The 25,152-nt window shown below is 61.7% G+C and carries 16 protein-coding genes and 9 pseudogenes; 16 read left to right on the top strand and 9 right to left on the bottom strand.

From position 1 onward, the window contains the following. Positions 1-23: 23 nt before the first annotated feature. From ACFLEY_RS43495 to ACFLEY_RS43485, 3 genes and pseudogenes are all read left to right on the top strand, one after another. A complete protein-coding gene (locus ACFLEY_RS43495; RefSeq protein ID WP_396604436.1) occupies positions 24-1,367 on the top strand; it encodes an IS1380-like element ISBdi2 family transposase in 1,344 nt (447 codons plus the stop codon). 210 nt (positions 1,368-1,577) lie between these two features. Next, a pseudogene (locus ACFLEY_RS43490) lies at positions 1,578-1,868 on the top strand (transposase); the annotation flags it as partial. Between the two features lie 411 nt (positions 1,869-2,279). After that, complete coding sequence (locus ACFLEY_RS43485) at positions 2,280-2,840, top strand: YopT-type cysteine protease domain-containing protein (protein WP_249163594.1); 561 nt, start codon at positions 2,280-2,282, stop codon at positions 2,838-2,840. Between the two features lie 88 nt (positions 2,841-2,928). On the opposite strand, the pseudogene ACFLEY_RS43480 reads toward ACFLEY_RS43485, so the two are convergent. Further along, positions 2,929-3,156: pseudogene (locus ACFLEY_RS43480) on the bottom strand (IS3 family transposase); the annotation flags it as partial. A gap of 99 nt (positions 3,157-3,255) precedes the next feature. On the opposite strand from ACFLEY_RS43480, the gene ACFLEY_RS43475 reads away from it, so the two are divergent. From ACFLEY_RS43475 to tnpC, 3 genes are all read left to right on the top strand, one after another. Beyond that, on the top strand, positions 3,256-3,654 hold the full coding sequence (locus tag ACFLEY_RS43475) for a transposase (protein ID WP_026192391.1): 399 nt from the start codon (positions 3,256-3,258) through the stop codon (positions 3,652-3,654). Then, the gene (gene tnpB, locus ACFLEY_RS43470) at positions 3,651-3,935 is read left to right on the top strand and encodes an IS66 family insertion sequence element accessory protein TnpB (protein ID WP_396604435.1); all 285 of its coding nucleotides are present in this window, start codon (positions 3,651-3,653) and stop codon (positions 3,933-3,935) included. The genes ACFLEY_RS43475 and tnpB overlap by 4 nt, the downstream gene beginning before the upstream one ends. Positions 3,936-4,122: 187 nt before the next feature. Then, positions 4,123-5,667 (top strand): IS66 family transposase, encoded by a 1,545-nt coding sequence (gene tnpC, locus ACFLEY_RS43465; protein ID WP_224517700.1) that lies wholly within the window; start codon positions 4,123-4,125, stop codon positions 5,665-5,667. Positions 5,668-6,002: 335 nt separating this feature from the next. Here the strand turns inward: tnpC and ACFLEY_RS43460 are convergent. Further along, a pseudogene (locus tag ACFLEY_RS43460) lies at positions 6,003-7,004 on the bottom strand (type IV secretory system conjugative DNA transfer family protein); the annotation flags it as partial. Positions 7,005-7,031: 27 nt separating this feature from the next. On the opposite strand from ACFLEY_RS43460, the gene ACFLEY_RS43455 reads away from it, so the two are divergent. Together ACFLEY_RS43455 and ACFLEY_RS43450 are read left to right on the top strand one after the other, a co-directional pair. Beyond that, positions 7,032-7,232, top strand: coding sequence for a hypothetical protein (locus tag ACFLEY_RS43455; RefSeq protein ID WP_035666406.1), 201 nt, complete (start codon positions 7,032-7,034; stop codon positions 7,230-7,232). Positions 7,233-7,264: 32 nt separating this feature from the next. Next, entirely contained in the window at positions 7,265-7,450 is a 186-nt protein-coding gene (locus ACFLEY_RS43450; RefSeq protein WP_060909266.1) for a hypothetical protein, read from the top strand. A gap of 408 nt (positions 7,451-7,858) precedes the next feature. Here the strand turns inward: ACFLEY_RS43450 and ACFLEY_RS43445 are convergent, their stop codons facing one another. The 3 genes from ACFLEY_RS43445 to ACFLEY_RS43435 form a co-directional block, all read right to left on the bottom strand. After that, entirely contained in the window at positions 7,859-8,107 is a 249-nt protein-coding gene (locus tag ACFLEY_RS43445; protein ID WP_028181469.1) for a hypothetical protein, read from the bottom strand. A gap of 11 nt (positions 8,108-8,118) precedes the next feature. After that, positions 8,119-8,331, bottom strand: coding sequence for a hypothetical protein (locus ACFLEY_RS43440; protein WP_060909265.1), 213 nt, complete (start codon positions 8,329-8,331; stop codon positions 8,119-8,121). Between the two features lie 159 nt (positions 8,332-8,490). After that, positions 8,491-10,161: a recombinase family protein gene (locus ACFLEY_RS43435; RefSeq protein ID WP_249163456.1), complete on the bottom strand. Its 1,671-nt coding sequence runs from the start codon at positions 10,159-10,161 to the stop codon at positions 8,491-8,493. 51 nt (positions 10,162-10,212) lie between these two features. Here ACFLEY_RS43435 and ACFLEY_RS43430 point away from each other — a divergent pair. The 4 genes and pseudogenes from ACFLEY_RS43430 to ACFLEY_RS43415 form a co-directional block, all read left to right on the top strand. Further along, positions 10,213-10,564: pseudogene (locus ACFLEY_RS43430) on the top strand (DDE-type integrase/transposase/recombinase); the annotation flags it as partial. Positions 10,565-10,745: 181 nt separating this feature from the next. Next, positions 10,746-12,998, top strand: coding sequence for a hypothetical protein (locus tag ACFLEY_RS43425; protein ID WP_060909264.1), 2,253 nt, complete (start codon positions 10,746-10,748; stop codon positions 12,996-12,998). A gap of 269 nt (positions 12,999-13,267) precedes the next feature. After that, positions 13,268-17,701: a Ulp1 family isopeptidase gene (locus ACFLEY_RS43420; protein ID WP_060909263.1), complete on the top strand. Its 4,434-nt coding sequence runs from the start codon at positions 13,268-13,270 to the stop codon at positions 17,699-17,701. A gap of 457 nt (positions 17,702-18,158) precedes the next feature. After that, positions 18,159-18,692, top strand: coding sequence for a hypothetical protein (locus ACFLEY_RS43415; protein ID WP_304567035.1), 534 nt, complete (start codon positions 18,159-18,161; stop codon positions 18,690-18,692). 53 nt (positions 18,693-18,745) lie between these two features. Here the strand turns inward: ACFLEY_RS43415 and istB are convergent. The 4 pseudogenes from istB to ACFLEY_RS43395 all read right to left on the bottom strand — a co-directional run. Continuing rightward, a pseudogene (gene istB, locus ACFLEY_RS43410) lies at positions 18,746-19,506 on the bottom strand (IS21-like element ISFK1 family helper ATPase IstB). 18 nt (positions 19,507-19,524) lie between these two features. Beyond that, positions 19,525-20,249 (bottom strand): annotated as a pseudogene (locus tag ACFLEY_RS43405) (Mu transposase domain-containing protein); the annotation flags it as partial. Positions 20,250-20,263: 14 nt separating this feature from the next. Next, positions 20,264-20,434 (bottom strand): annotated as a pseudogene (locus ACFLEY_RS43400) (IS110 family transposase); the annotation flags it as partial. A 278-nt stretch (positions 20,435-20,712) separates the two neighbouring features. Continuing rightward, a pseudogene (locus tag ACFLEY_RS43395) lies at positions 20,713-21,861 on the bottom strand (IS1380-like element ISBdi2 family transposase); the annotation flags it as partial. A gap of 477 nt (positions 21,862-22,338) precedes the next feature. On the opposite strand from ACFLEY_RS43395, the pseudogene ACFLEY_RS43390 reads away from it, so the two are divergent. The 4 genes and pseudogenes from ACFLEY_RS43390 to ACFLEY_RS43375 all read left to right on the top strand — a co-directional run. Beyond that, positions 22,339-22,524: pseudogene (locus ACFLEY_RS43390) on the top strand (transposase); the annotation flags it as partial. 98 nt (positions 22,525-22,622) lie between these two features. Beyond that, the gene (locus tag ACFLEY_RS43385) at positions 22,623-22,826 is read left to right on the top strand and encodes a hypothetical protein (protein WP_211434587.1); all 204 of its coding nucleotides are present in this window, start codon (positions 22,623-22,625) and stop codon (positions 22,824-22,826) included. 636 nt (positions 22,827-23,462) lie between these two features. Next, positions 23,463-23,963, top strand: coding sequence for a hypothetical protein (locus tag ACFLEY_RS43380; RefSeq protein WP_060909260.1), 501 nt, complete (start codon positions 23,463-23,465; stop codon positions 23,961-23,963). Between the two features lie 25 nt (positions 23,964-23,988). Next, the gene (locus ACFLEY_RS43375) at positions 23,989-25,098 is read left to right on the top strand and encodes a glycerophosphodiester phosphodiesterase family protein (RefSeq protein ID WP_171901151.1); all 1,110 of its coding nucleotides are present in this window, start codon (positions 23,989-23,991) and stop codon (positions 25,096-25,098) included. Positions 25,099-25,152: the final 54 nt, after the last annotated feature.

Raw genomic sequence — 25,152 nt, 5'->3', positions numbered from 1 at the left:
CAACCGCGAACGCCACGCCCGCCATGACCGACGATACGATTCCGCCCTTCTCGTTTCCAGCCATTCACGCCAAGAAAGTCACAGCTGCCTTCGATGGTGGGCGCCTAACCTCGAACGGGGGCGTGATGCTTCTGGCGATGGCCGAGCGGCGTCTCGGCTTGGCCGACAATCTGGCCCGGGTGTTCCCGGATCGGCGCGATCCGACGCGGGTCGTGCACAGCCTGGTCGATATGTTCCGCGCGCGCATGTTCGCGATCTGCTGCGGCTACGAGGACGCCGACGACCTCGATCATCTGCGGTCCGATCCCGCATTCAAGCTGGCCTGCGGACGGCTGCCGGACACGGGCCGCGATCTGTGTTCCCAACCGACGCTGTCGCGGCTGGAGAATGCTCCGCGCCTGCGCGACGTGATCCGACTGACCTACATTTTGGTCGACGCATGGATGGATAGCTACCCGCGCGAGCCGGCATCCGTCACGCTCGACATCGATGATACCTGCGACGTCGTCCACGGCCATCAGCAGCTCTCGCTGTTCAACGCTCATTATGACGAACGCTGCTTCCTGCCGATCCACGTCTACGACACGGAGAAGAGCCGTCCCGTGGCGGTCGTGCTGAGGCCCGGCAAGACGCCGGGCGGCGTCGAGGTGCGTGCCCTTCTGCGCCGCCTGGTACGGCATATCCGGACGCGGTGGCACAACACGCGAATTACGTTCCGTGGCGACGGGCACTATGCCCGGCCGGAGGCCATGGCGTGGTGCGAGACCAACGGCATCGACTACATCTTCGGTCTGTCCGGCACCAAGCCTCTCGCCAGAAAAGTCGACGAGGTCGCCGACGACATCCGCACCCGACGCGCCATCGAGAACCTGCCGGTTCTGCGTGGCTATACCGAGACGCGCCACAAGGCAAAGTCCTGGGATCGCGAACGGCGCACCGTCGCCCGTATTGAGGCGACGATGCTCGGCCTCGACATCCGTTTCGTCGTCACCAGCCTCGATGTCGGCTCGGCCGAGTGGATCTACGACAGCCTGTATTGCGCGCGCGGCCAAGCCGAGAATCTGATCAAGCTGCATAAGACGCAGCTCGCCTCCGACCGCACCAGCTGCCGTTCGGCGCTCGCCAACCAGGTCCGTCTCGTGCTCCATACGGCCGCTTATTGGCTGATGCTGACCGTGCGCGAGGCCATTCCCAAAGTCCGGGAATTGGCCGCTGCCGAGTTCGCGACGCTGCGTCTTCGGCTCTTGAAGCTCGCCGCCCGTGTGGTCGAGACCTCGAGCCGCATTCGCCTTGCGTTTGCCGCGGCATGTCCCGAAGCCGACCTGATCCGCGGCTTGCCCGGCGCGCTGCTCCCGCTCGGTCCGTAACCGACCGGGCCTGCGCCCGCTCACCCGCCCCACTCCTCCATCGCCTACAAAACAGCTTGATGTAGAACCCGGTGAGAAAAGGCCGGACGGTCACCCACGCCAGCCGCCAGCCCCCGTCAGACGTCAAGAACGACCGTGCTCTCGTGAATAGATCGGGCTAACTGGCTATCAAACATCAATGACATGGGGCAGTTTTGTCTAACTATCTGCAGGTCAATGATCTATGCCCGCCAGGGCATCACTCTCGATCGATCGACACTGGCGGACTGGGTTGGGAATGCCGCCTTCCATCTGCGCCCGTTGCATGAGCGCCTTCTTGCGGTGCTTCGAGCGAGGTCCAAGCTGTTCGCCGACGAGACGACGGTGCCGGTGCTCGATCCCGGTCGAGGGCGCACCAAGACCGGCCAGCTCTGGGCCTATGCCGCCGACGACAGGTCCTGGCGCGACCTCGATCCGGCCGGCATCGCCTATGTCTATGCAGCCGACCGCAAAGCCGAGCGTATATTCGCCAAACATCGGGACATGGATCGATAACAGTTCCGGGCTTATCTGCTCGTCAGCTCGTCGTCAGCTTGTCGCAACATCATTAGCCGGCACTCGATCTGAGCAAACGGGCGCTGAAGAGGCAGGCGAACCATCGTGTATAATCGAGTTAGTGGACAATCCATAGGCTCCAATCGGGCTGACGGACCGAGCCAGTCGGCGGACAGTGGCAACTTTGCGCAGGCACTTACGGATTGCGCCAAACAGGAGAGCCTGTCGGATGAGGAGTTGTTCGACCAAATGGGCGGCTGCTGCAGCAGGCCACATACCTCGGACGCAAACGTTTACAGTCCAGGCCGCTTAGATCCAAGCGCATCCTCTTTATCATCCGATTCCGATCCATCCTCTCCGGCAAGGCCGATCCGTGCTTTGTTCGAATACAGGACTGCTGAATTGCCTCGGGCCAATGTCGACGGTATCTGCGTCGGTTTGGCCGCGGAGTGGCTGCTCAATCTCCACAGCAGCCCCTCAGCCCGAATGAGTGCGCTGCATCCGGGCACTCAAAGCCATGCCTCGGCGGCAATGCGGCAGCAGCGGTATGAAGAAATCAAGAATCAGTTGCGAAACGACGGGGTGGGAGGTTCTCACAACCTTCAGGCCAGAAGCGCAATGTTGCGTGGCGCGGGTTTGGAGCCATCCGACAAACATACGCGATACAGTTTTGGCTCATCTTCGCGCATTGCCCGAATAGTGAACGAAGTCACCGCCGATCCATCGGTCTATTTGCTCGGCTTGCGTTTCGCCGCAGGTGGCAAACACACAATCGCAACCTCGACATCGAATGGAATGACGACCCTCTTTGACCCAAACTATGGGGAGTTTACTGTTCGGTCAGATCAGATGGGGGAGGTGTTCAAGAGTCTCGCCGAGCGTTACAGGAACCCGAACCGACGTGATATATCGACGGTCGTAACACAAAGGATGTCCTGAGCGTTCGAAGCTTTTTGTCCGTCGTCAGATAATTTGAGACTGGTCAGGCTTTTTGAGAAGGGAGGCTCTGGTTCATCAGGGTTAGAGTTTAAGTGACCTGCAGTTGATGCTGCAAGCGGCGGTTCGCGATGGTGTCGCGCTTGATGCGGTTTCGTTCTGCGAGGATCGCCTCAGCCCTGCCGAAGTAGACATCGGCTGGCGTGAGGTTGTCGATGCTCTCATGATAGCGGACGTGATTATAGCGTTCGACGAAGGCTCCTACTTGACGCTCGAGATCACCGGGTAGGTAATAGTTGTCGAGCAGGATGCGGTTCTTCGTAAGCGGAGCTTTTCTCCCATTTGATTGACTGGTTTCGCTTCGGCTTTCGCTCTGCGATCCTTGGCTTGTCAGAGAGCCGAGAGGAGACTGAAGGCGATGGAACAATCGGGGGAGGAAGCCGAAGCTGATGGCTTTGTGGGGAAGCTTACGCGCCGGACGCGTTCTGGAGGCCGGTTATGGTCTGCGGAGATCAAGGGGCGCGCTGTTTTCGAGAGCATGAAGCCCGACGCCCGGGTATGTGATGTCGCACGGCGTTATGGTGTGAAGGCCCAGCAGTTGACGACGTGGCGCAGATTGGCGCGTGCTGGCCGGCTCGCATTGGTCACGGACGACGCGGCGGATTTCGTGTCGATCGAGCTGAGCGATCCAGTGGCGTCAGGCAAGAGCGAGGGGCCCGTCGAGATTACGATTGGCAAGGTTTCGGTCCGCCTGGATGCGGACGTGTCGGCGGTGCGGATCGCGGAGATCGTGACTGCGATCGAGCGCGGCGCATGATCATTCCGGCGCAGGGACTGCGGATTGTGCTTGCTGTGCGTCCTGTTGACTTCCGGTGCGGGCACGACGCGCTGGCCGGTCTTGTGCAAAACACGCTTGGGCTCGATCCGCATTCGGGCCTGATCGTGGTTTTTCGTTCGAAGCGCGCCGACCGGCTGAAGATTTTGCTATGGGACGGCACGGGCCTCGTTTTGGTCTACAAGCGCCTTGGCCGCGATGGTCGTTTCGAGTGGCCGCAGATCAGCGACGGCGTCATGCATCTGACGCGCGTGCTGGGCTGAACTGGAAGCGAGTGGGCGAACGGATTGTCGCGACGCCAGCTGCGGCGAACTGACTCAGACCCGCCAACCTGTTTCGCGCGGGGCTTTGGGATGATAGCTTGCGGATGTGCCGCCGTCCCCCATTGATCCCGCCCGTCTTGCAGCGCTGCCCGCCGATTTGCGCGCGCTCTTCCGCGCGCAGGAAGCGATGATTGAAGCCGAGCGTCGTCGCGCAGACGATGAATGCTCGGCGCGCCTTCATGTCGAGAGTGAACTGGCTGCGTCCAAAGAGAGCGTCGAACGCCTCGAACTGCTCGTGAAGGAGTACGAGCGCGCACGTTTCGGTAAACGCTCGGAAAAGTTCAATCCCGATCAGATGCAACTGGTTCTCGAGGACATCGAGATTGCCATCGCCGAAGTCCAGGAACGCCAGGACGATCGTGCGCGCCGCGCCGGCACGGCGCCGTCCAGCCGCCGGACCAGGCGCGCTGCCCGTGCCTTTCCCGCGCACCTGCCGCGCATCGAGCAGGTGATCGAACCCGAGAACCTCGAGTGTCCCTGCGGCTGCGGCCGGATGGTCCAGATCGGCGAGGATCGCTCCCGCCGTCTCGATGTCATGGCCGCCCAGTATCGTGTGATCGAGACGGTGCGACCGCGCTACGCCTGCGCAAAGGGCTGCACCGGTGTTGCTCAGGCGCCGGCGCCCGCCCATCTCGTGGAGGGTGGCATCCCCACCGAGGCGCTGCTGGCGCAGGTGGCGGTCGCCAAGTTCAGCGAGCACATGCCACTCTATCGTCAGTCGCAGGTTCTGGCTCGGCATGGCATCTTCATCGATCGCGCCGTTCTGGCAGACTGGATGGGAACGGTCGCCTTCCACCTCGCGCCGCTGGTCGAGCGCATGAGCGTCGTGATGAAGCAATCGGGCCGCTTGTTCATAGACGAGACCAGGGCGCCTGTGCTCGATCCGGGCCGGGGCCGAACGAAGACCGGCTATCTGTGGGCTGTCCTGCGCGACGATCGCGGCCACGGCGGCGCTGATCCACCAATCGTGGTCTACCACTACGCGCCAGGACGCGGTGGTGACCATGCTGAGCGCATCCTCGAGGGCTTCGACGGCATCCTTCAGGTCGACGGATACCAGGGCTATCATCGGCTCGCACGGCCCAAGCGCAAAGGCGGCGTGCCGCTGCGGCTGGCCGCATGTTGGTCCCACTCAAGGCGCAAGATCATCGCAGCGACTCCGAAAGCCGGCTCACCCATCGCCGAAGCCGTTCTCGCGCGCATCGCCGCACTCTATGCGATCGAGAAGGAGATCCGTGGCGCCGACGCCCCGGCTCGGCAAACGACCCGTAACGAGCGATCACGGCCGCTCGTCGCTGAACTCGAGAGGTTTCTGCGCGAGCAAGCCGCTCGCCTGTCGCCGGGCAGCGAGATGGGCAAGGCGATCGCCTATCTCCTGAACCATTGGGATGGCCTCACCTTGTTTCTCGACGATGGTTGCGTTGAGATGGACACCAATCCCGTCGAAAATCAAATCAGGCCGCTGACTCTGACGCGTAAAAATAGTTTATTTGCTGGTCACGACGAAGGTGGTCGTTCATGGGCGCGCATAGCTTCGCTCATCGCCACCTGCAAAATCAACAGCGTGGAGCCCTACGTCTGGATGAAAGCGACGCTCAAAGCGATCGCAACCGGTCACCCGCAGTCCCGGATCGACGAGCTCCTGCCCTGGTCGTTCGGCCGCACCTCGTAATTCTCCGTCGTTGCCGCCTCCATACCCCCCGCCAACGATTTGCAAACACGTTGATCAACAGACTGCAATCCCCACGCCAAACCTTTGCGAATGGGACGCGAACGTCGCTTACCAAAAATTAGGCGGCTTACAGGTGGCGGGCGAGATGATGCGCCGGCTCGTACGACGAGCCGAGCATCGAGCCCGGTATGCCGTCGTTGCTGGATGCGCTCCGTCTCGGCTTTCCGTTCCCAGACAATACTGCCCTTCCACGTACGCCCTTTCTTTCTCTGCCTGGGAACCAGCCGGTCGTTTGTATGCCGCCCACGTCTTTCTCATCGCCGCGTTCGCGATGATCAGCGACGCCGACCAGCGTCTCTCCGATAGAACCTGTTTTCGCCGACGCAGGCGCGCATGTCGGTGCGCCGGAACCAGATGGCGCGTCCGCATCGCAGCGGCGGGTTGCCGGCGGTGAAGATGATCTGTTCGTCCGTTCGCATGCGCAGCACTTCATGCGGCAGCACGAGCGGCCGGCGCGCGAGCTGTTTGGACCGGGTGCGGGAGGAACCCGATGTCTGCGAGGACTGGCTCAGCTGATCCACCTCGACCGTCGTGTCACCGCAGCGCTTGGAGATGTAGTCCGCCGTTTCAGGGTCGTTGATCGCCGAGAAGGAGATCCAGGACGCGCTTTCGAACCATTTGCTGGTGGCGTCACGCCCGCCATAGGCCTCGCGCATCTGGCCGATCGACTGGTAAAGCATCAAGAGGGTGATGCCGTATTTGCGGCCCGCATCACGCGCGGTTTCGAGGATGCGTAAGTAGCCGAGGCGAGCGACCTCATCGAGCAGGAACAGGGTGCGGCCGGTCACTTCGCCATTGCGATTGTAGATGGCGTTGAGCAGCGAGCCGATGGTGACGCGGGCGAGGCCGGCATGGTTCTCCAGGGTCTTCAGGTCGAGATTGATGAAGACGTCCGTCCGGCCCTCCGCGAGCTCGGCCGTCGTGAAGCTCGATCCGGACACCAGGGCGGCATAGTTGCCATAGGAGAGCCAGTGGGTTTCCTTCACCGCATTGGCGTAGACGCCGCTGAAGGTCTCTGGCGTCATGGCGATGAAGGGCGCGACATTCTCCTTCACGAATCCGGACTCTGAGTTGTCGTAAATCGTCTGAAGCCGCTGGCGCAACTTCGGCTCCGGCTCCGACAGGTTGGCGCGGACCTGGCGGAGGTGCTGATCCTTCTTTTCCGTATGACCGGACAAACAGACATCGGCGATCAACGCCGTCAGCAGTTGCAGCGCCGAGGCCCGAAAGAAGTCATCCCGCGCCGAGCCCTGGCGCGGATTGTCGGTCATGATGAACATCCCTCGTTTTGAAAAGGAAACCTCATGTCTGAAAGTCGAAAGCCCACGCACGATGCCTTCGCTGTGGCCGGTGACGGCCGAAATTCTACATGGACGCGGATCGGCGCCGCTTGGCCGAACGATGACGGCAAGGGTTTCAATATCGTGATCGCGCCCGGCTTGGCCGTTTTGGGTAAAATCGTGCTGCGCGAACCGAAGCCCCAGGCCGACCAGGAGCCTGACTAGATGCCCGGTCGGTAGCCGAAGCGGCTAGGCTCGTGGACGCGTTTCGCGACCTTATCGACAAGACTTCTTGGCCACACTGGCGCAAGGATGAATTCGTTCGGGCCGTTGAGGCCCTGGCTGAAGCCCAGCTTGTCACTGAAGCGGCGATTGCGTTGCCGGGCGATGCTGGATTCCGGGAGCGCTTTGCCGCGGCCTTCATCCTGTTTGCGAAATGCTAAGGCTCTCCTGCGGGGGGGGGCCTTTTAAATACGGCGTGCCCCCGCGGGCCGGGCTTTAGGCTTAGCCCGGAGCCGCTGCGCCGTCTCCGCCCATGCGGGTAACAATCCCTCACGCAAGGCATAATGCACTCCTCGCCGGAGGCACTCGGTCAAGCAGCTGCCTACGGCACCGCTATCACTGCTGCGTGCGCCGGGTGCCTTCTTAACCGGTCTCGTCGCCGCAGTCGGTCCCGCATCCCGCTTCGCGGTCGCTATGCTGATGCTCTTGCGGCTGCATTTCGCTCGGCTCCGCTTTGCTTCGCGGCAAAAAAAGGTCCATTCTGTCCTGATCGCGTCAAGGCCAAGCCCGATGGGCGCTACGCGGCTTTGACCCGCTCGCGCCAGCGCGGAGAGTGGCCTTCCGTCGCGCTAAAGCGCACTCAGGTCGGTTGGGACCTCACCGAACTTCCTGATCAGCTTGGCGTCGCTGAAATCGCCGGTGGCTGGATCGCCCGTTCGCGAAAACGCGACAGCGCCGATATGCCCGGGCTTTCGCGACAGAGCCTCGGCGCGCATGACCGCCGCATTAGGATTGAAGCACTCGGTCGGCTCTCCAGGCGCCATGCCGTCATCGGCGGCGACGAAGGGCAATGCGACGTAATAGGTTACTTCTGACATTTCCTCCGCTCCTAGCCGTTGTAGGGATGAAATCTTCCGCGCGCGTAGGCGTGAGAGACTGACTTCATCAGTTCGGCGACCTCGGATTCCAGATACTGGTTTGCAAGTATCAAAGCCTTGATCGTAGCGCGAACGTCCCCACCGCACGCGGCAAGGGCTTGATCGACAGACTCCTCAAGCGGGTCCTCGTCGCCTTGCGGAATAGGCATGGGACTTTGAGACATCAGCCGTTTCCGCAATAAATGAGACTGCAAAAGGTTCTCATTTTGTTCCTTTGGAGTCAAGCGCCGCCGTTTGCCAGAGCTGCTATCTTTTCCCGGAAGCGCGGCGATCAGTATCGTGGAATTTCAAGCGGGAACGCCCCTGGGCGCGAGATGCTTAAGCTAGGTTCGATAACCTGTTTTGTTGAGTAGCGTGATGGTCAAGGTTGCCAAGCCCCGAGCCATGGCTCGATCGCGTCCTCGGCGGGCTTGAACACCGGGATGTGGTAGTTCGAGCGCATTGATGTGACGCGCTCGCGGGTCCAGCGATTGCCGTTGCCGGTCTTGAGGCCGTTGCGATTGAGGAGGCCGGCAATCAGATCGTCGCTGGCGATCAGCACCAGTTGACGCACGGCCTGGACGATATCGGCAGAGGTGCTGTTGCGCTGTCCGCGCCGGCGCTTCGGCAAGCGCAACTCGCTGTGGGCGCCCCCCCACCCAATGGACGATGAGAACGATCTCCGAGGCCGCGTCGTCGATATCGGCCACGACCTCATGGATGAGGGTGCGCACAATGCGCTTCTTGAGGCGAGCACCCGTCGTCGGCGCATCCCAGACCGTTTTGAGGTTCGAGGCCAGAACGCCGAGCGAGACTGGATCGGCAAGGGGTGCGGGCGTGGCCGCATCATGCATGGCGATCTTGGCCTCAACCTCCGCCGCGTGAGCGAGCGCCCTGTTCCAGCGCGCTTCCAGCTCACTGGCCACCAGCCGGTTCGCGGGATCAGCGGCATCGTATTGCCGGAAAGCCCTGTCGGCGGCATAGCGCGCCGCTTCGAGGTCGCGACTGAGAGCATCGCGTACCTGATCGCGCCGTTCCCTGGCTCCCTTGGCGGCAGCGGTTGCGGCGGCGACAGCGCCCGGACCGACGACTCCAAGCAGCGATTCCTCGATGGCGTCATCGACGCGCAGTCCGCCGAAGGCGATGCAGTGGGCCCCGCCATTATCCATCCAGGCACGGTTGCAGCTGTAGCGCGGGATATGGTTCTCCATGCCGGAGTACCGGAGTGTGAGCTTGCGACCGCAGCGCTTGCAGCGGATCAGACCGGCCAGCAACGCGTCACCATGGTTGGGCGCGCCGTGATGCCGACTGGTGGGAACATTGCTGCTGACCATGGTGCGAATCGCCTCGAACTTCTCCCAGCTCACATACCCTTCGTGAGTGTTGGGCTTCAGCGTCAGCCATTCGTTCCGCGCCTTGCGGCGGATCTTCAGGCTCACGCCCGCGGTGCTGTATCCCGCCGCCACAGCTGTCTTACCATAGGCATAGGCGCCGCCGTAGACCGGGTTCTCAATGATCCGGTGGATGGCAGAGTAGTTTGGTCGCCGCCAGGCCGTGTCGCCGTTGGTCTGCTTCACCGGCAGATCGAGATTGTACTCATGGAGCCAGCAGAGCGCCTGTCGCGCGCTGCCCAGTTCCTCGACCTTGTCGAACACCAGCTTGATCGCCTCCTGGACACGCCGATCCGGGTCTTTCTCATAACGGTCGCCGGCCTTCACGAAGCCGACGGGCGCTGTCACAACCAACTCGCCCCGGCGCGCCTTCTCGTAGCGGGCCGAGAGCGAGCGCTGGCGCAACAGATCCAGCTCGTACTCGTTGAGGCTGCCCTTGAGCCCGAGCAGCAGGCGGTCGTTGCCGTGCCTTGGCGCATAGATGGTCTCTTGATCGACCAGAACGGTATCGACCACGCGGCACATCTCGATGAGTTGCTGCCAATCCCGGCTGTTGCGGGCGAAGCGCGAGACCTCGCGGGCGCAAACCGCACCAACCTTGCCGAGGCAAACCTCCGCCACCATTCGCTCGAATCCGGCGCGTTGTATGCCGCCGGCGGCTGAACGACCATCTGACGACGGACAATCACGGACAAGCTCCGTTCGTACGGCGCTGCGAGGGCGAAGATGGGCTTTCACGTCGAACATCGCCAGCACAAAGCTCTCAACAATTGGGCCGAGAATTCTCATCAGCCGACGCGGCGGCGCGAGCGGATCATGGAGCGTTTCAAATCGTCCCGTCAGGCTCAACGGTTTCTGTCAGTTCACGATCAGGTCGCGAACCTTTTCCACATCCCCTATTCTGGAGCCGTCACTGCCGACTTCCGTCGTGCTTCGCGCGGGCGAGCCTTTGCGACTTGGCGCGAGATCTCCGCGACAAGCGCTATCGCCGAATCTCGAACCTTTGAGAAGCGCCTCCTTCGGCTCGCGGTCGATTAAGTTGACGATGCCCCGCTGCCTCCAGCAGCACGCCAGGCGCGATGGAATTGCACCCCACGGTGATCCGGGTTTTCCTGTGAATCGGGGAGAAGCGCCCTACGTCAGCTACTCGTCAGCCAGCCAGTCTATGCAGACTGGCTGCGCACTCTCGACTTCATCGGAGGTGGAATATGACAGGCATTGGCCGAGCTGGTAAATCGCACGTTGGGCCCGCAGGAGCCGACGGCGCATGGGGATCGAGTAGTTCGAGCCCGGAGCTCGGTCCCGCCCCCGGGGAGGGCGGGCAATCTTTCGACTCTGTCGTGGAGCGGATGCGCTCCGGGCCTCGAGATAGAACGGCTCCGCTCGTGAGCCTGCCACCAGCTTCGGCGGTGGCAGTCCAGATTTCCTCAAGTGGCGACGGAATCAAGGCAGCGAAGCAAAAAATGCGCAGCCTGCTTGCGGGGCTTGATGCTTCTAAAAATGCAGCCACACGAGCCCGGAACCCGAACCCGTCGGAGGCGCAAGAGCTGATCGATCAAGTCGTCAAGGCAGGCTCGGAAGTTCTGGGCTATTACGCGAGCCTCCCCCCGGACATGGCGCGCGGGCTCCTTTCCGACGGTCGGGCTCGCCGACTCCGCGAGGAAACTATCGCTGCGGGAAACGAATGCGACATCGTGGCCACCTGGATTATCGGCGACCTGGAGAAGAGCAGGAAGAAAGCAACAGCCTTGCTCAAGAATATGCGAGTTGCCAACGCTCAGCCTGACCAGCTGAGCCGAGCGGTATCCAGCGTGGCGAAGCACTACGAGGCCTGCATGGAGGGGTGGGGAAAGAAGGCATTGCGCATGGAACGGATGCAGTCCGTCTGCGCGGCCACCGCCAACTTGCCGAGCACCACGCCCGAGATGCGGCAGGCCGAAGAGGCCGCACTACGCCTGCAGACCGGCTGGGCACTTTATACGAAGTGCGTGTATCTGCAATCGCAGGTTGCTCTTGCTCAGCTTCTAATTGAGTCGCGGGCGAGCACGTTCGAACCAGCTGTAAGCGACGCCCTCATGGGTGAGGATGGGCGGGTGCGTCTGCTCGGGACCTTTATCGAGGATGTTTTTCCGGCATTTAACTCGGCGTCCGAAGCCGTTCTGAGCAGCAACGGAGCGGCACTCGACGCAGACCACTGCACCGTTCTGGAAGGAGTCATGGAGCGGCTTTCGGAATTTGCCTCAGGGGTGCACGGAATCGTTACCAGGCTAAGGGACGCCGGAACGGATGCCGACCTTCCATTAAAACTGTTGGGCCAGATCGCGGATGGTGCATGGGTCACCGCGGACGACGTCACGCGTCTTTTGGACGTGCAGCCAAAGACGCCCGCCGTGATTGAGCCGACGGCCCGGACTGCCGTAGTGGTTGAGGGGGGTGCGGCCCGCAGGGAGGGGAAGGGCAAGCGCGCACCGGCCGCAGGCGAGCGAAGTTCGGCGGCCGGGCCGCGCGAGCCGCAGCTCGCCACGCCCGACGCTGCCACGGCCCCGACAGTCAAGGTGATCGTACTCTCGGATCTGGGTACGAAGAAACTCGCGAGCGCGGAGGAGGCGGCACTCGCGAGGGCGTCATCGTCGGCGACCGGGCACCTGGAGATATTGCAGGCTCCGCCCTCCAGGAACGCACTGACCGGATTACTCAAGCGATTGGACGAACTTTTGCAGTTCGATCTGCCGGCTCAGCAAAGCGCGGTCTCGCAAGCGCGCCACGGGAAGCCCGAGGACGCCGATCACGCCGTGGATCTCGTCGTTAAGCGCCTGCAGACACAGGCCTCCGAGATTGAGGCCAGTGTAGCCGCGCTGGAGGAGCCTCGCCGACGTGTCCTACTCACGCCTGCGCAAGTGCCGGAAGTGCACGACAAAATAGCCCGGCTCAAGGCGATGTTGTCCGAGGTGCAGGGACAGGCAAACTCTTTCACGGCGCGAAAGGCGGTGATCACGATCGATTGCATGAAGACCTACGCGTTTCCGTCCCAGAAGTATCTTGAACAGTTGCGAGCGGCCGGGGAGTTGGCGGCTGTGAATTCACCGCGCGCCTTGAAGGATGATCCGGGGACACTGTTCGAGATCAAGCTGCAGCCCAAGGCCCTGCGCAATGGCGCGACGCCAAGCCCGATGTGGGTGCACATCCATACCAAGCGGCCGGTACATGCCAGGCAGTTGGCAACGCTGAGCGATGCCGGGTTCGCCGCTTGCCACGTGAAGTCCAATGACCAGCGCGGCTACAATCAGGACTGGCAGAGCGCTCGAGCTGCGACGGGGCGCGAGAACGTCGTGATCCACCGCGGCAAGCTCACGCCGGCGTTCTGTAGGTCCTTGTTGCGCACCGCAGCTGGCGGCCAGCCGTGGCATCCCCTTCCCGAGGCGGAGCACGCGTCGATGCAGTTCGCGCGCCTCGGGATGTAGTTACCTGGGTGTCCCGCGCCAGAGCGTCGCTGTGGTGACACGATCAAGTGGACCGTTTCTCACCGAGAGGAAATCCTCGATGAGCTCGAAGCCGGCGCGGGCTTCCTCGAACAGATCAACAGGGTCCGATTGAAATTCGATCGGGAGCGTCGTGACCCCAACTTCCTTTCGCTTGGCAGCTGAACCGTCAAATGCCGGCGATGTGTCGTCTCAAGTCCAGGCGCATGCGATCAGCGCTCCAGGCTCTTCATCTTCGAAAGTGAGTACACATGAAATTCGTCTCAATGAATCGGGGGGGGCAACAAACGGATAGCGTGGACGCGCAAGATGCCTCTCCAGCCGACTCGTCGGCAGAGGCGGCGGCCTTTCAGCGGCAGCTGAGCGAGGTCGCTGTCCTGTCCGCTCCCGTGCTCATGCAGGTCCGCGCCTATCAAGCGGATGCATCGCGATCTGAGGCGCGACCCATCGTGCGGGCGAGCGGGCAACCATATACGCCGGCTCCGCACGGTGAAGGCGGTGGAACGACGCTGAATGCGTCGGCGCTGCCGCTCGGCCATGCAAATTTGGTTTTCGCAGGAAGCGGCATGGATCCTGTTTATTCCGACGATGCGTCTCTTATTGAGGGGCTCGGGCCGGCACTCTTCAAGGCTGGGGCCTCCGAGCGCACCGTCAGGCGCAATGTACGTTGTCTTCTCGGATTGGGGCATTGGCTCGTAAAGAACGGAAAGCCGGGCATTGCTGCCCGGCTTTCCGAAGAGTCGCTGGTCGAGGATGCCCTGGAGTTCGGCAAGCAGGAGGGGCAGGCCATCGCTACGCCACTGGTTCATCTTCGAGCCTCCCAATCGCCGGGCGGCATCGCGCCGATTGCAAGCCGGGTTGAGCTGAATCCCTATTCCCAAGATGCGGATCTCATCAAAGGGTACAAGGAAGATGCAGCGTCAGGCACCGCCAACACCGTCAGGAAGTATGCAACTCTTCTTATCGATTTCAGTGATTACCTCCGTGAGAACGATAAGCCCGGCATTGCTGCTCGACTTGGCGACGGCTCGCTGGATAATGATGTCAGCCAGTATAAGGAGGCGGACCCCCGTGGCCGCAGAAAAGCCGGGGCCGCGCTGGCTCATCTCCTGAGGTCGCCGGCGGGTGCTAGAGCGATCGAGCTCCGGCCTCATATTCGCCCCGTTCCTGATTTCGAAGGCGCGGTTCGCGCTGAGCCGAGCCGGACCCGGGCCGCGACTGCACAGCACAGCTCGAGCGGAGCTATCAGCTGGCCGGAGACTCTGCCTGCGAACCAGCAGGATCTGCTTTTGGAGACGATGGACGGACCCAGCTCCTCGCCGCCTATCGAGACAATTGCGCACCATCAACAAGCAGCGGATGCAGGAGGGTCTTTTCGTGACTTGAACTTGCCCCGCGCCGACCATGGGGTTTCACCGCCGCATGGCCTGGCATTGGATGCTGCAGGGTCCCTGAACTGGCGCCACCATGACGACGAACTGACGGATAAACGTCACAGGAACCCGCTCGGGCCAGGCGAGCAGGTTCTCGTCATCAATGAGCATGATATAGGGGAGTTGAGATCAGCGAAGAGGCAGAAGACGCTAAGCAATCCGCAGGGCGTCGCCGTTGAGCGGCAGCTGATGCAGACGCCATCCCATCAACTGGCGGCGTCCCCATCGCAGATGCAGGCTCCGATGCTGTCGCAAAACGAGCTGATCGGCGAGCCGCTCCCGGGGGAAGACGCGGAGCTCTTGGCGAGGTTTCGTGTAGACGCCAAGCGGCGCAAGCTCACCCCAGGCGCCATCAATAACAGTGTTTCCGGGCTTGGGAGATTTGTTCGCTGGGTCAACGCAGAGCATGGGGGGTCCGTAGCTTCTCGGCTACGAAAAGGTACACCGCTGGATGAGGAAATTGCGGCGTACCGGAGATTGGGCCGTGACCCCCAGCACCGCATTACATCGGCCCTGGATGTTCTCCGGCGGCTCTTGCGTGGGGGTGAAGAAGCCGAAGCTCCCGAACCCCGCGTCCTCGGTGCCCCACGTCGCCTGGTTCCTCATCCAGAAGATGCGCCCCTCATCGAGGGCGCGCTGAGCCAAGCTCTGAAACATGTTAAAACTGCGAAGGATAAGGGGTCTGCGCAAAAGCGGGCGACACGTCTTCGCGCGCTGAGTGCGTGGCTTAAAGGGAATCGCAAAGGGAGCATCATCGGGCGACTTAACGGCTCTAGCAAGGAGCAGTTAACGCTGGACAACGATGTGCTGGCGTTCCAACGGACCGGAGGCGCAAGATACCGTCCCGATTTGTCGCATCTTCGCAGCTACTTAAAACTCATCGAGGCGAACCGAGAGCTGGAGCTGCCAGGCCCTGAGCAGCCGAGCTCGCCGGCCGCGTGGGGCGATCGGCATCCCGGCTCGGCGCAGGATCTTCCCTCAACGCCGGCAAGCCCAAGCGCGGGAGCTTGGGTTTGGTTGGGTGAACAGCTGCACGAACCAGCATCACCATCCAGGCCCCCGTCACATGCTAAGGGCAGGCTTGAGCCATCTGTTGATCTGAATGCGCCGACGCCGTCCGAGTTGCGCGACGATGCTCATTTTGCGCCAGCGCATCCTGCCAGGGCCCGTTCAGACACCTACGCTGGTCTTGAGCCATTTGTTGATCTGAATGCGCCGACGCCGTCCGAGTTGCGCGACGATGCTCACTTTGCGCCGGCGCATCCTGCCAGGGCTCGTTCAGACACCTACGCTGGTCTTGAGCCATTTGTTGATTTGAATGCGCCGACGCCGTCCGAGTTGCGCGACGATGCTCACTTTGCGCCGGCGCATCCTGCCGGGGCTCGTTCAGACACCTACGCTGGTCTTGAGCCATTTGTTGATCTGAATGCGCCGACGCCGTCCGAGTTGCGCGACGATGCTCACTTTGCGCCGGCGCATCCTGCCAGGGCTCGTTCAGACACCTACGCTGGTCTTGAGCCATTTGTTGATCTGAATGCGCCGACGCCGTCCGAGTTGCGCGACGATGCTCACTTTGCGCCGGCGCATCCTGCCAGGGCTCGTTCAGACACCTACGCTGGTCTTGAGCCATTTGTTGATCTGAATGCGCCGACGCCGTCCGAGTTGCGCGACGATGCTCACTTTGCGCCGGCGCATCCTGCCAGGGCTCGTTCAGACACCTACGCTGGTCTTGAGCCATTTGTTGATCTGAATGCGCCGACGCCGTCCGAGTTGCGCGACGATGCTCATTTTGCGCCAGCGCATCCTGCCAGGGCTCGTTCAGACACCTACGCTGGTCTTGAGCCATTTGTTGATCTGAATGCGCCGACGCCGTCCGAGTTGCGCGACGATGCTCATTTTGCGCCAGCGCATCCTGCCAGGGCCCGTTCAGACACCTACGCTGGTCTTGAGCCATTTGTTGATCTGAATGCGCCGACGCCGTCCGAGTTGCGCGACGATGCTCATTTTGCGCCAGCGCATCCTGCCAGGGCCCGTTCAGACACCTACGCTGGTCTTGAGCCATTTGTTGATCTGAATGCGCCGACGCCGTCCGAGTTGCGCGACGATGCTCACTTTGCGCCGGCGCATCCTGCCAGGGCTCGCTCAGACACCTACGCCGGTCTTGAGGCAGCGGTTAATCCGAATCCGCGCACACCATTCGAGTTGCGTGACAATGCTTGGGCCCCGGCGCCTGACTTTCGGCCGCTGTTTGCCGGGCCAGTACCGGGGCATCACCAGGGCGCTCGACAGCCCGGCTCGCCGCAGGGGCTTTCTCCGGCGCCAGCCTTCTCGGATGATGAAGCTTTGGCGTGGTTGCGCGAGGAGCTGGCGCGACGGCAGATGCAAGAACCGGCCTCACCATCAACCGGCAGGGCTCCCTCAGACATCTACGGCGGCCTTGAGTCATTGGTGCATCTGGATGCGCCCACGCCGTGGGAATTGCGCGACGATGCTCACTTTGCGCCGGCGCCCGCTGCCAGGGCGCGCTCGGACACCTACCGCGGTTTTCCATTGGTTGATCTGACTGCGCCCACGCCGTCCGAATCACGCGACGATGCTAATTCTGTACGGCCGTTTCCGATCACCTCCGCCAATGCTCAGATCGGGGCTTTAGATCCGACAGTCTCGTCTCACGGCCACGGGCTGGTGCTCGAGGACACGGAATGGCTGGGCGACGAGCATATCGACAGGGATTACCGGCTCCAGGAGCAGGATTTGCAGAGGAACGATCCGGATCTCGCCGCCCGGACGCGGTTCGTGAATCCCCTCATCGTCCTAAATTATCTGGGCTCTAACGACGATGGCGTCGTGCAAACCGAGTTCCAGCGCATCGTCCATGATGATGAATTTAATGATACAGCCGACTTCCTGTTCCTGCCCGTGATTAATGCCAACCCTGAAGATCCTAATAACCTCGGCAACCATTGGTCGCTGCTGTTCGTTGATCGCAGTGACCGGGGGCAGCCGGTCGCCTACCACTACGATTCCTACAGGGGACTCAACAAAAAGCATGCAGAGCATCTCGCAAGTAGGCTGCAACTCCGCCTGGAGCCAGCCGGCATGGCCCAGCAGCAGAACACTTATGATTGCGGCGTCTTTGTCGTGGACGGGACGCGGGCGCTGGTTAGGCAATTGGAGCAAGGAGGGCAGACAGTCCACCTGGACCAGCTCGTCGTCGATCGGCAGGCACTGCAAAACCGACTCAGGGGCTGATGTCGCCGTGGGCGAGATAGAGTTGGCTGTGAATCGACGCTGAACATTGACCCCCGTACGCGCGAAGTCAATCAAGTACTTGGGACGCCGATCGGCGTCCGGACCCCACACGATGACATAATTGCGGTCGGCGCCCGCGGGACGAAAGGTCCGCTATCTTCAAGCCTGCACGCAATCACACGAATCGGAGGGGCTATGAAGCAATATGTTGGGCTTGACGTCTCACAAAAGGAGAGAATCAGGAACAGCAGAAGCCCGTTCCCGAAGATCATACGTCCGTCAGCAAGGACGAGGAATCGGGCGCACGAGGGTTGCAGCGCGATTTGCAGGATCGGTTGCAGCCGGCGCACGACGAGCCGGTGAGCGAGCCCGTCAGCGATAGTGCTCCCCATCCCGAAGTACCTGCAGGCTCGCGCCGGTTCGCCGCCTGCTCAAGGTCGGCATTGGCCTTGCGATCGTGGCCGTCTTCGGATGGTTGCCGCTGAAGGCCGTGCTGCAGACCTCGAGCGTTGAGGCCGTGGTCAATGCCAGGATCGTGACGTTGCGCTCGCCGATTGACGGCACCGTGAGCGCGAAGCCGCCGCAAGGCTCGACGCAACTCAGCGTGGTCCATGAGGGCGACGCGATCCTTCATGTCGTCAACGCGCGTGGCGATCGCGTGCGGCTCGACGATCTTCGGCGGCAGATGTCCCGGATGGAAAATGAGCGCCCGAGTTTCGCCGCCAAGCTTGCGGCCGCCGAGACGGCGCAACAGGACCTCGCCCGCCAGGCGGCCCAGTTCCGCGACGGTCGCATCCTCCAGCTCCAGGCGCGCATTGCCGAAATCCAGTCGGCGATCGAGGCCGCGGCCGCGCGACGGGAGAAGGCAGTGGCCGCCGTCGAGCGGGCCTCGTCACTGATCAAATCGGGCAGCGTCTCGACGGTCGAAATGGCCCGCCTGACGCGCGAGCAGGCGATCGCCCAGCAGACTGCGGATTTCGCGCGATCGTGAGCACTGAATTCAGACGATCGTGAGCAGCCCGCTACGGCCGATGGGAGATAGAGTCAGTGTTCTGGTTGGCCGTCAAGGGTGATGGTTTTGGCGCTGCGTTTTCGCATGCTTTCTCCGGTGAGCTGGAGGCGGTGGGCGTTGTGGACGAGGCGATCGAGAATGGCGTCGGCGACCGTGGGGTCCCCAATGGCTCCATGCCAGGTGTCCACGGGGAGCTGACTTGTGACGATGGTGGATGCGCGGCCATGGCGGTCCTCGAGGATTTCGAGCAGATCGCGGCGTTCCGCGGCGGTGAGCACCGATAGTCCCCAATCATCCAAAATCAGAAGCTGAGCGCGGCCGAGGCTTTTGAGGAGCCGAGCGTAACGTCCGTCTCCGCGCGCGAGCGCGAGCGCCTCGAACAGCCTTGGAACGCGATGATAGAGGACTGATCGGTTGTCGCGGCAGGCCTTGTGGCCGAGCGCGCAGGCTAACCAACTTTTGCCCAGGCCGGTTGCCCCGGTGACGAGCAAATTCTCGTGGCGATCGATCCAGCGACCTTCGACGAGTTTGGCGAAAACGGCGCGGTCGATGCCCGCGGGGTGCGCAGATCGACGTCCTCGACGCAAGCAGTCTGGCGCAGTGCGGCGATCTTGAGGCGCGTGGTGAGCCGCCTGGTGTCGCGTTCGGCGGCTTCGCGGTCGACCAACAGGCCGATGCGATCTTCGAACGGCAGGGCTTCGAGATCGGGCGATCGGCGCTGCTCCTCGAAGGCCTTGGCCATTCCGGTCAGGCCAAGCTCGATCAGCCGTTCGTGGGTTGGGTGGTTAAGCATGCCGGGTCTCTCCTTGCTTCAGTGGAAGTAGTCGCGTCCGCGGATGTTGCCGTGGCGCAGGGGCTGGTGCTCGAAAGATTCGTCGAAGAACGTGCGATCGAGGCCGTTCTGGAGGATCGATCTAATCGAGGCGACGGAGCGCGCCTTGATGAGGATGCCCCTCCGGCAGGCTGCGTCGAGGCGTTCGGCGCCGTAGCTTTTGACGAGCGCCAGAATGCCAAGGCAGGTTCGAAAGCCTTGTTCTGGATGGGGCCGGGCGTCGATCACGGCCTGGAAAAACGCTGCTGTCGAAGGACCGATCCGCTCGCCGGCGGCGATCACCGCGGCGGGGGTCCATTTGCCGTAGCGGCGATGGGCGCTGGGCATGTGGTCGGCGATGGTGGTGTGTCCGCGTCGGTTGGGCGCGCGGGCATGGCTGGCGATCCGCTGGCCCTTGTGGAAGATCTCGACCGTCCGATCGTCGATACCAGCTCGCCAATCAGACGATACGGCGCGGAGTACCAATGGCCGTCGACCTCGACATGATAATCGGGAGCGAGGCGGCAGCGCTTCCAGCGTGCGAAGGCATAAGGCTGATCTGGCAGCGGGGTTAGCTTGGGTTTGTCGAGTTCGGCAAACAGTTCGGCGCGGCTTGAGCCGAAGCCACGCATTTGACGAGCATTGAGTTCGTCGACGAGTGTCTTGATGGCGGCGTTGAGCTCGGCCCGGGAAAAGAAGCGCTGATTGCGCAGCCGGGCCAGAATCTAGCGCTGGGCGGCCCAGCCTCCAGCCCGATCCGCTTCACTGCAAAGCCGAGCGTCTCAAAAAACTCAACTAAGGCGTCGGGTTCGCTTGCGACCTTCGCTTCCTTCAGGATCTTACCCTGGGCGTCCACAACACACACGCTCGACAGTTCCAATGACACGTCGATTCCGGCATAATTCTCCACGGCTGTCCTCCGTCTCCAGATGCTTGGGGCCGACTCAAGTCGTGACCCCGTTTCATCATCTATCGGGGGACAGCCACCATCATGACCCTTGCTCCGGAGCCGGGCCCATTACCGCATCTAGCCCGATCTATTCACGAGAGCACGGTCGTTCTTGACGTCTGACGGGGGCTGGCGGCTGGCGTGGGTGACCGTCCGGCCTTTTCTCACCGGGTTCTACATCAAGCTGTTTTGTAGGCGATGGAGGAGTGGGGCGGGTGAGCGGGCGCAGGCCCGGTCGGTTACGGACCGAGCGGGAGCAGCGCGCCGGGCAAGCAGCGGATCAGGTCGGCTTCGGGACATGCCGCGGCAAACGCAAGGCGAATGCGGCTCGAGGTCTCGACCACACGGGCGGCGAGTTTCAAGAGACGAAGACGCAGCGTCGCGAACTCGGCAGTGGCCAATTCCCGGACTTTGGGAATGGCGTCGCGCACGGTCAGCATCAGCCAATAAGCGGCCGTATGGAGCAGGAGACGGACCTGGTTGGCGAGCGCCGAACGGCAGCTGGTGCGGTCGGAGGCGAGCTGCGTCTTATGCAGCTTGATCAGATTCTCGGCTTGGCCGCGCGCGCAATACAGGCTGTCGTAGATCCACTCGGCCGAGCCGACATCGAGGCTGGTGACGACGAAACGGATGTCGAGGCCGAGCATCGTCGCCTCAATACGGGCGACGGTGCGCCGTTCGCGATCCCAGGACTTTGCCTTGTGGCGCGTCTCGGTATAGCCACGCAGAACCGGCAGGTTCTCGATGGCGCGTCGGGTGCGGATGTCGTCGGCGACCTCGTCGACTTTTCTGGCGAGAGGCTTGGTGCCGGACAGACCGAAGATGTAGTCGATGCCGTTGGTCTCGCACCACGCCATGGCCTCCGGCCGGGCATAGTGCCCGTCGCCACGGAACGTAATTCGCGTGTTGTGCCACCGCGTCCGGATATGCCGTACCAGGCGGCGCAGAAGGGCACGCACCTCGACGCCGCCCGGCGTCTTGCCGGGCCTCAGCACGACCGCCACGGGACGGCTCTTCTCCGTGTCGTAGACGTGGATCGGCAGGAAGCAGCGTTCGTCATAATGAGCGTTGAACAGCGAGAGCTGCTGATGGCCGTGGACGACATCGCAGGTATCATCGATGTCGAGCGTGACGGATGCCGGCTCGCGCGGGTAGCTATCCATCCATGCGTCGACCAAAATGTAGGTCAGTCGGATCACGTCGCGCAGGCGCGGAGCATTCTCCAGCCGCGACAGCGTCGGTTGGGAACACAGATCGCGGCCCGTGTCCGGCAGCCGTCCGCAGGCCAGCTTGAATGCGGGATCGGACCGCAGATGATCGAGGTCGTCGGCGTCCTCGTAGCCGCAGCAGATCGCGAACATGCGCGCGCGGAACATATCGACAAGGCTGACTTTCAACTGCAGCACACGGCGCTCGCATCATGCGGTTCCAGAACCTACCGCCCGCCGTGTGCTGCCTTCGAGTAATCCCAACGGATTGAGCTAGCCTGAGAATGTTGGCAGTCGCACGCGGTTGTCAGCTTTGCGTCCATTGTCGTCGACCCGATGCTCGCCATCCCCTGTAGGATCAGCATTTTCGCTCCGGCACGCCGGTTGCTCTATTTCTGGCACCCTTACCCCCAAGCGTGGCAAGAGCAGCGCTGAAAACCTGCGGGTCTGATCACGTCCCCCGGTGATAGGTCTCCGGCAAAAATTGCTAAGACGGGCAGGCTGCGTTTCTTTTCAGAGATGACGCAGCGAATTAGCCTGTCTTATTCGTAAGAGGCGCCCGAGAGGCTGGCGAGCGTGGTGTAAAGCGCTGATACGGCGTAGGATTCGGTTGTGAAGCCAACCCCATCACCTCCAACCGCGAACGCCACGCCCGCCATGACCGACGATACGATTCCGCCCTTCTCGTTTCCAGCCATTCACGCCAAGAAAGTCACAGCTGCCTTCGATGGTGGGCGCCTAACCTCGAACGGGGGCGTGATGCTTCTGGCGATGGCCGAGCGGCGTCTCGGCTTGGCCGACAATCTGGCCCGGGTGTTCCCGGATCGGCGCGATCCGACGCGGGAACAGGGCAAAAGCCACCTTCATCCACGGACCCGACGGCTTCGGGGTGTTTCTGGCCGAGGTTGAGGGTGATGCGCCGAACTTCACGACAGGAACTAGTGCGCGATCCGCATTGGGTCGGCGGCGTGAAGATCGACGTGATGGGCTGGACGGGACCGCTCGGTGATAGGTCCACGCCCTGCTCGGTCAAGAGCAGCTTCCCCGGCCATTACGCGCCGCATATCGTCGTGTCCGGTAGCAATGGCACGCGCCTGATTCCGGCGGAAAAATCTGATGACTACGTGCGGCAGTTGGCCCGATGAACACGGCCGATCACCCGATCAATTCTCTCAGATAGGAAAGGATAGCTCTATGCCCGATACGACAACCAAAGACCATGTCGGGATTGTTTCACGCCTGCTATCAGATTGGCGAAAGCCGCCCCGGAGGCAAACTCTTCAAGCTGAATTGGTGGTCGACGCGCCGAGCAGGCGCATCCAAGGCTTCGGCAGCATCACTCAAGCTGTCAGTTCGTGTCACGTCCTCCCTGCAAGGCAACTACAGCCAACTGCCGACGCTCCCGCCGGCACCGACACTGCTTGTTGCGCTCCTTACCGGCTACCCGCGCGAAGGACCATCGTGGTGCAACTGGCTGCTGTACCCTCACACTCAACAGCACTTATCAGCGAGCCGCAGCGTTGTTTCACTCCTGAACTCGGGCATACCATAGATTGCGATCACCCTTACGCGGCCGACCTGACCACTGCTGCAATACCTCGGCCAGATCTGCTCACCTAAATGACCATCAACCGGCGATGGCTATAAGCGCGTTTCTCTATCGAAGCAACGTCAACGCGGACGATGATCATGTTTCCTGAGAACTCGATCCGTTCTTAAGAAGCTTGTAGAGCTACGTCCAACAGCAACTACAGCGAATTCTCAGCAGGGGGAGCGCTCATATGGCGCGACGGACAGTTCTGATCAGCTCTCGCAACCTTCTCTCTCTCGCCGCGTGCCGCCGGTGGTGCAAACAACTGGTCCGGCTCGGCTTCGTTGTGGCCATGGTTGTCGCCTCATCCACGGCTGGCGGGTTCACTGACCATTCTATGCTTGTCGACGGGGGCACCAACGCTGTTGCGGGGGACAAGGCGAGCGCTGGCACGCAAGCACAAATCGGCGAGGCGCAACCGGCCGGTAAGCCCATCACTCTACCGGTTTCCGCGTGTGGCGAGACAACTGCCAAATTTGGCTCCAATGATCCGAACGACCCGGTCGACGGCACCGTCAACAAGACGATCACCGAGTGGTTGGCGGCCGGCAATAAGGCCGATTGGAAGCGCAGCTTCGGTCTGGACAGGCCCGCAGTTGGCGACGCAGAGTCCGAAATCGACGCCTCCAGTTACGGGAAGGATCTTTTCCTGACGGGAGCTGAGATAAGCTCGCGGCATCGATCCCCATAGAAAGCAGATACTGCCGCACCGCGGCTTGTTCGATAACTCCAAGGGCATTCTCGAAAACACCATTTCAGCCGCAGACAACGCGCTCAAGCACGGCTTCCATGCCGTTGAGCTCGATATTCGCGCTGATAAGAACGGCCACGCCTGGATTATGCATGACACTACACTAGGGCGAGTTACCGGAGATCCGGGCAATTGCCTGATTTCGGACGTCACGACTGCGGAAATCAGGCAGATGAACCTCTTGACGTGGAATCCCATTACCAATGCGCGCACGCCCGCACTGGACCGCAAAGGTAATCCGCAAAAGATGGAAGACCTGCAGAGTATCCTCGATTACGTTCGCGAGAAGAACATAAACGGCGAGGAATTCAACGTCATCATCGATCCCAAGGACGAGCTATCGACGATCGCGGCAATCAAATTACTCTCGGCGCCGGAGAATGCTGAGGTGCGCAACCATCTCGGCATAAAGATCTATTCCAGCCATGTTCCGACTACCGATCGCGTCGTTGCGCGCTGGGAAAAGAAGACAACCAAAGTATTTGATGCGTTGGTGCAGGCCAATGTCACGGTCCAGCCGAACGGCAGGCTCAATCTGATCCCGGTGCTCCTCAGGGTGGAAGACGTCCAATCTTCTTACATCGACGATGATGCGGTGACCCAGGCCGGCGATGGGCTGACCTCTCTTGATAGGCTGGGCGCCCTCGCCATGGTGGAAATCAGCCGCTACAAGGGGACCACCACCTTCGACGAGATGAACCAGGTGGCCGCAGCCTTCCAGGCAGCAGGCGAGAAGTTCGCCAGTGCACCACTCACAACGTCCTATATCTCCGAGGCGTTCTCCGTTAACGGCTATAAGTATTACTATAGCGCTGAGGGCGTGCCGATCACCCTACCCGGCCGTCCGGACATGGATTCTCGTGCCACTTTTGGCGCGCTGCTGCCCTATGCCGACGTGCTGGTGTCCGATAATCCTTATCTGGAAACACTCTATGCGACCGGCTGGATCACGGATGGCAATCATGCGGATTATACGTTCCCGATGGATCCCGGGTTCAATCCAGCATCCATCATCGACGCGCCTAAGGTAATCATTGGCAAGCCAAGCTGGATGAAGGATCCACATCGTCAGTAAGGCTCCGGCCGCCTGCTTCTTACAACCTGGACACATTGACGCGGAGCTTCGTGC

Source organism: Bradyrhizobium sp. YCK136, assembly GCF_044570075.1.
Taxonomy (GTDB): Bacteria; Pseudomonadota; Alphaproteobacteria; order Rhizobiales; family Xanthobacteraceae; genus Bradyrhizobium; species Bradyrhizobium diazoefficiens.
The sequence above is the reverse complement of the archived record's forward strand: the minus strand, read 5'-3'. Positions and strand labels throughout refer to the sequence as shown.

What these genes read in the sequence shown, in the direction of transcription:
- tnpB (WP_396604435.1), top strand. Translation starts at nt 3,651, where the DNA reads ATGATCATTCCGGCGCAGGGACTGCGGATTGTGCTTGCTGTGCGTCCT.
- ACFLEY_RS43425 (WP_060909264.1), top strand. Translation starts at nt 10,746, where the DNA reads ATGACAGGCATTGGCCGAGCTGGTAAATCGCACGTTGGGCCCGCAGGA.
- ACFLEY_RS43445 (WP_028181469.1), bottom strand. Translation starts at nt 8,107, where the DNA reads ATGTCAGAAGTAACCTATTACGTCGCATTGCCCTTCGTCGCCGCCGAT.
- ACFLEY_RS43455 (WP_035666406.1), top strand. Translation starts at nt 7,032, where the DNA reads ATGTCTGAAAGTCGAAAGCCCACGCACGATGCCTTCGCTGTGGCCGGT.
- tnpC (WP_224517700.1), top strand. Translation starts at nt 4,123, where the DNA reads ATGATTGAAGCCGAGCGTCGTCGCGCAGACGATGAATGCTCGGCGCGC.
- ACFLEY_RS43495 (WP_396604436.1), top strand. Translation starts at nt 24, where the DNA reads ATGACCGACGATACGATTCCGCCCTTCTCGTTTCCAGCCATTCACGCC.
- ACFLEY_RS43435 (WP_249163456.1), bottom strand. Translation starts at nt 10,161, where the DNA reads ATGGTGGCGGAGGTTTGCCTCGGCAAGGTTGGTGCGGTTTGCGCCCGC.
- ACFLEY_RS43420 (WP_060909263.1), top strand. Translation starts at nt 13,268, where the DNA reads ATGAAATTCGTCTCAATGAATCGGGGGGGGCAACAAACGGATAGCGTG.
- ACFLEY_RS43380 (WP_060909260.1), top strand. Translation starts at nt 23,463, where the DNA reads ATGGCGCGACGGACAGTTCTGATCAGCTCTCGCAACCTTCTCTCTCTC.
- ACFLEY_RS43440 (WP_060909265.1), bottom strand. Translation starts at nt 8,331, where the DNA reads ATGTCTCAAAGTCCCATGCCTATTCCGCAAGGCGACGAGGACCCGCTT.
- ACFLEY_RS43475 (WP_026192391.1), top strand. Translation starts at nt 3,256, where the DNA reads ATGGAACAATCGGGGGAGGAAGCCGAAGCTGATGGCTTTGTGGGGAAG.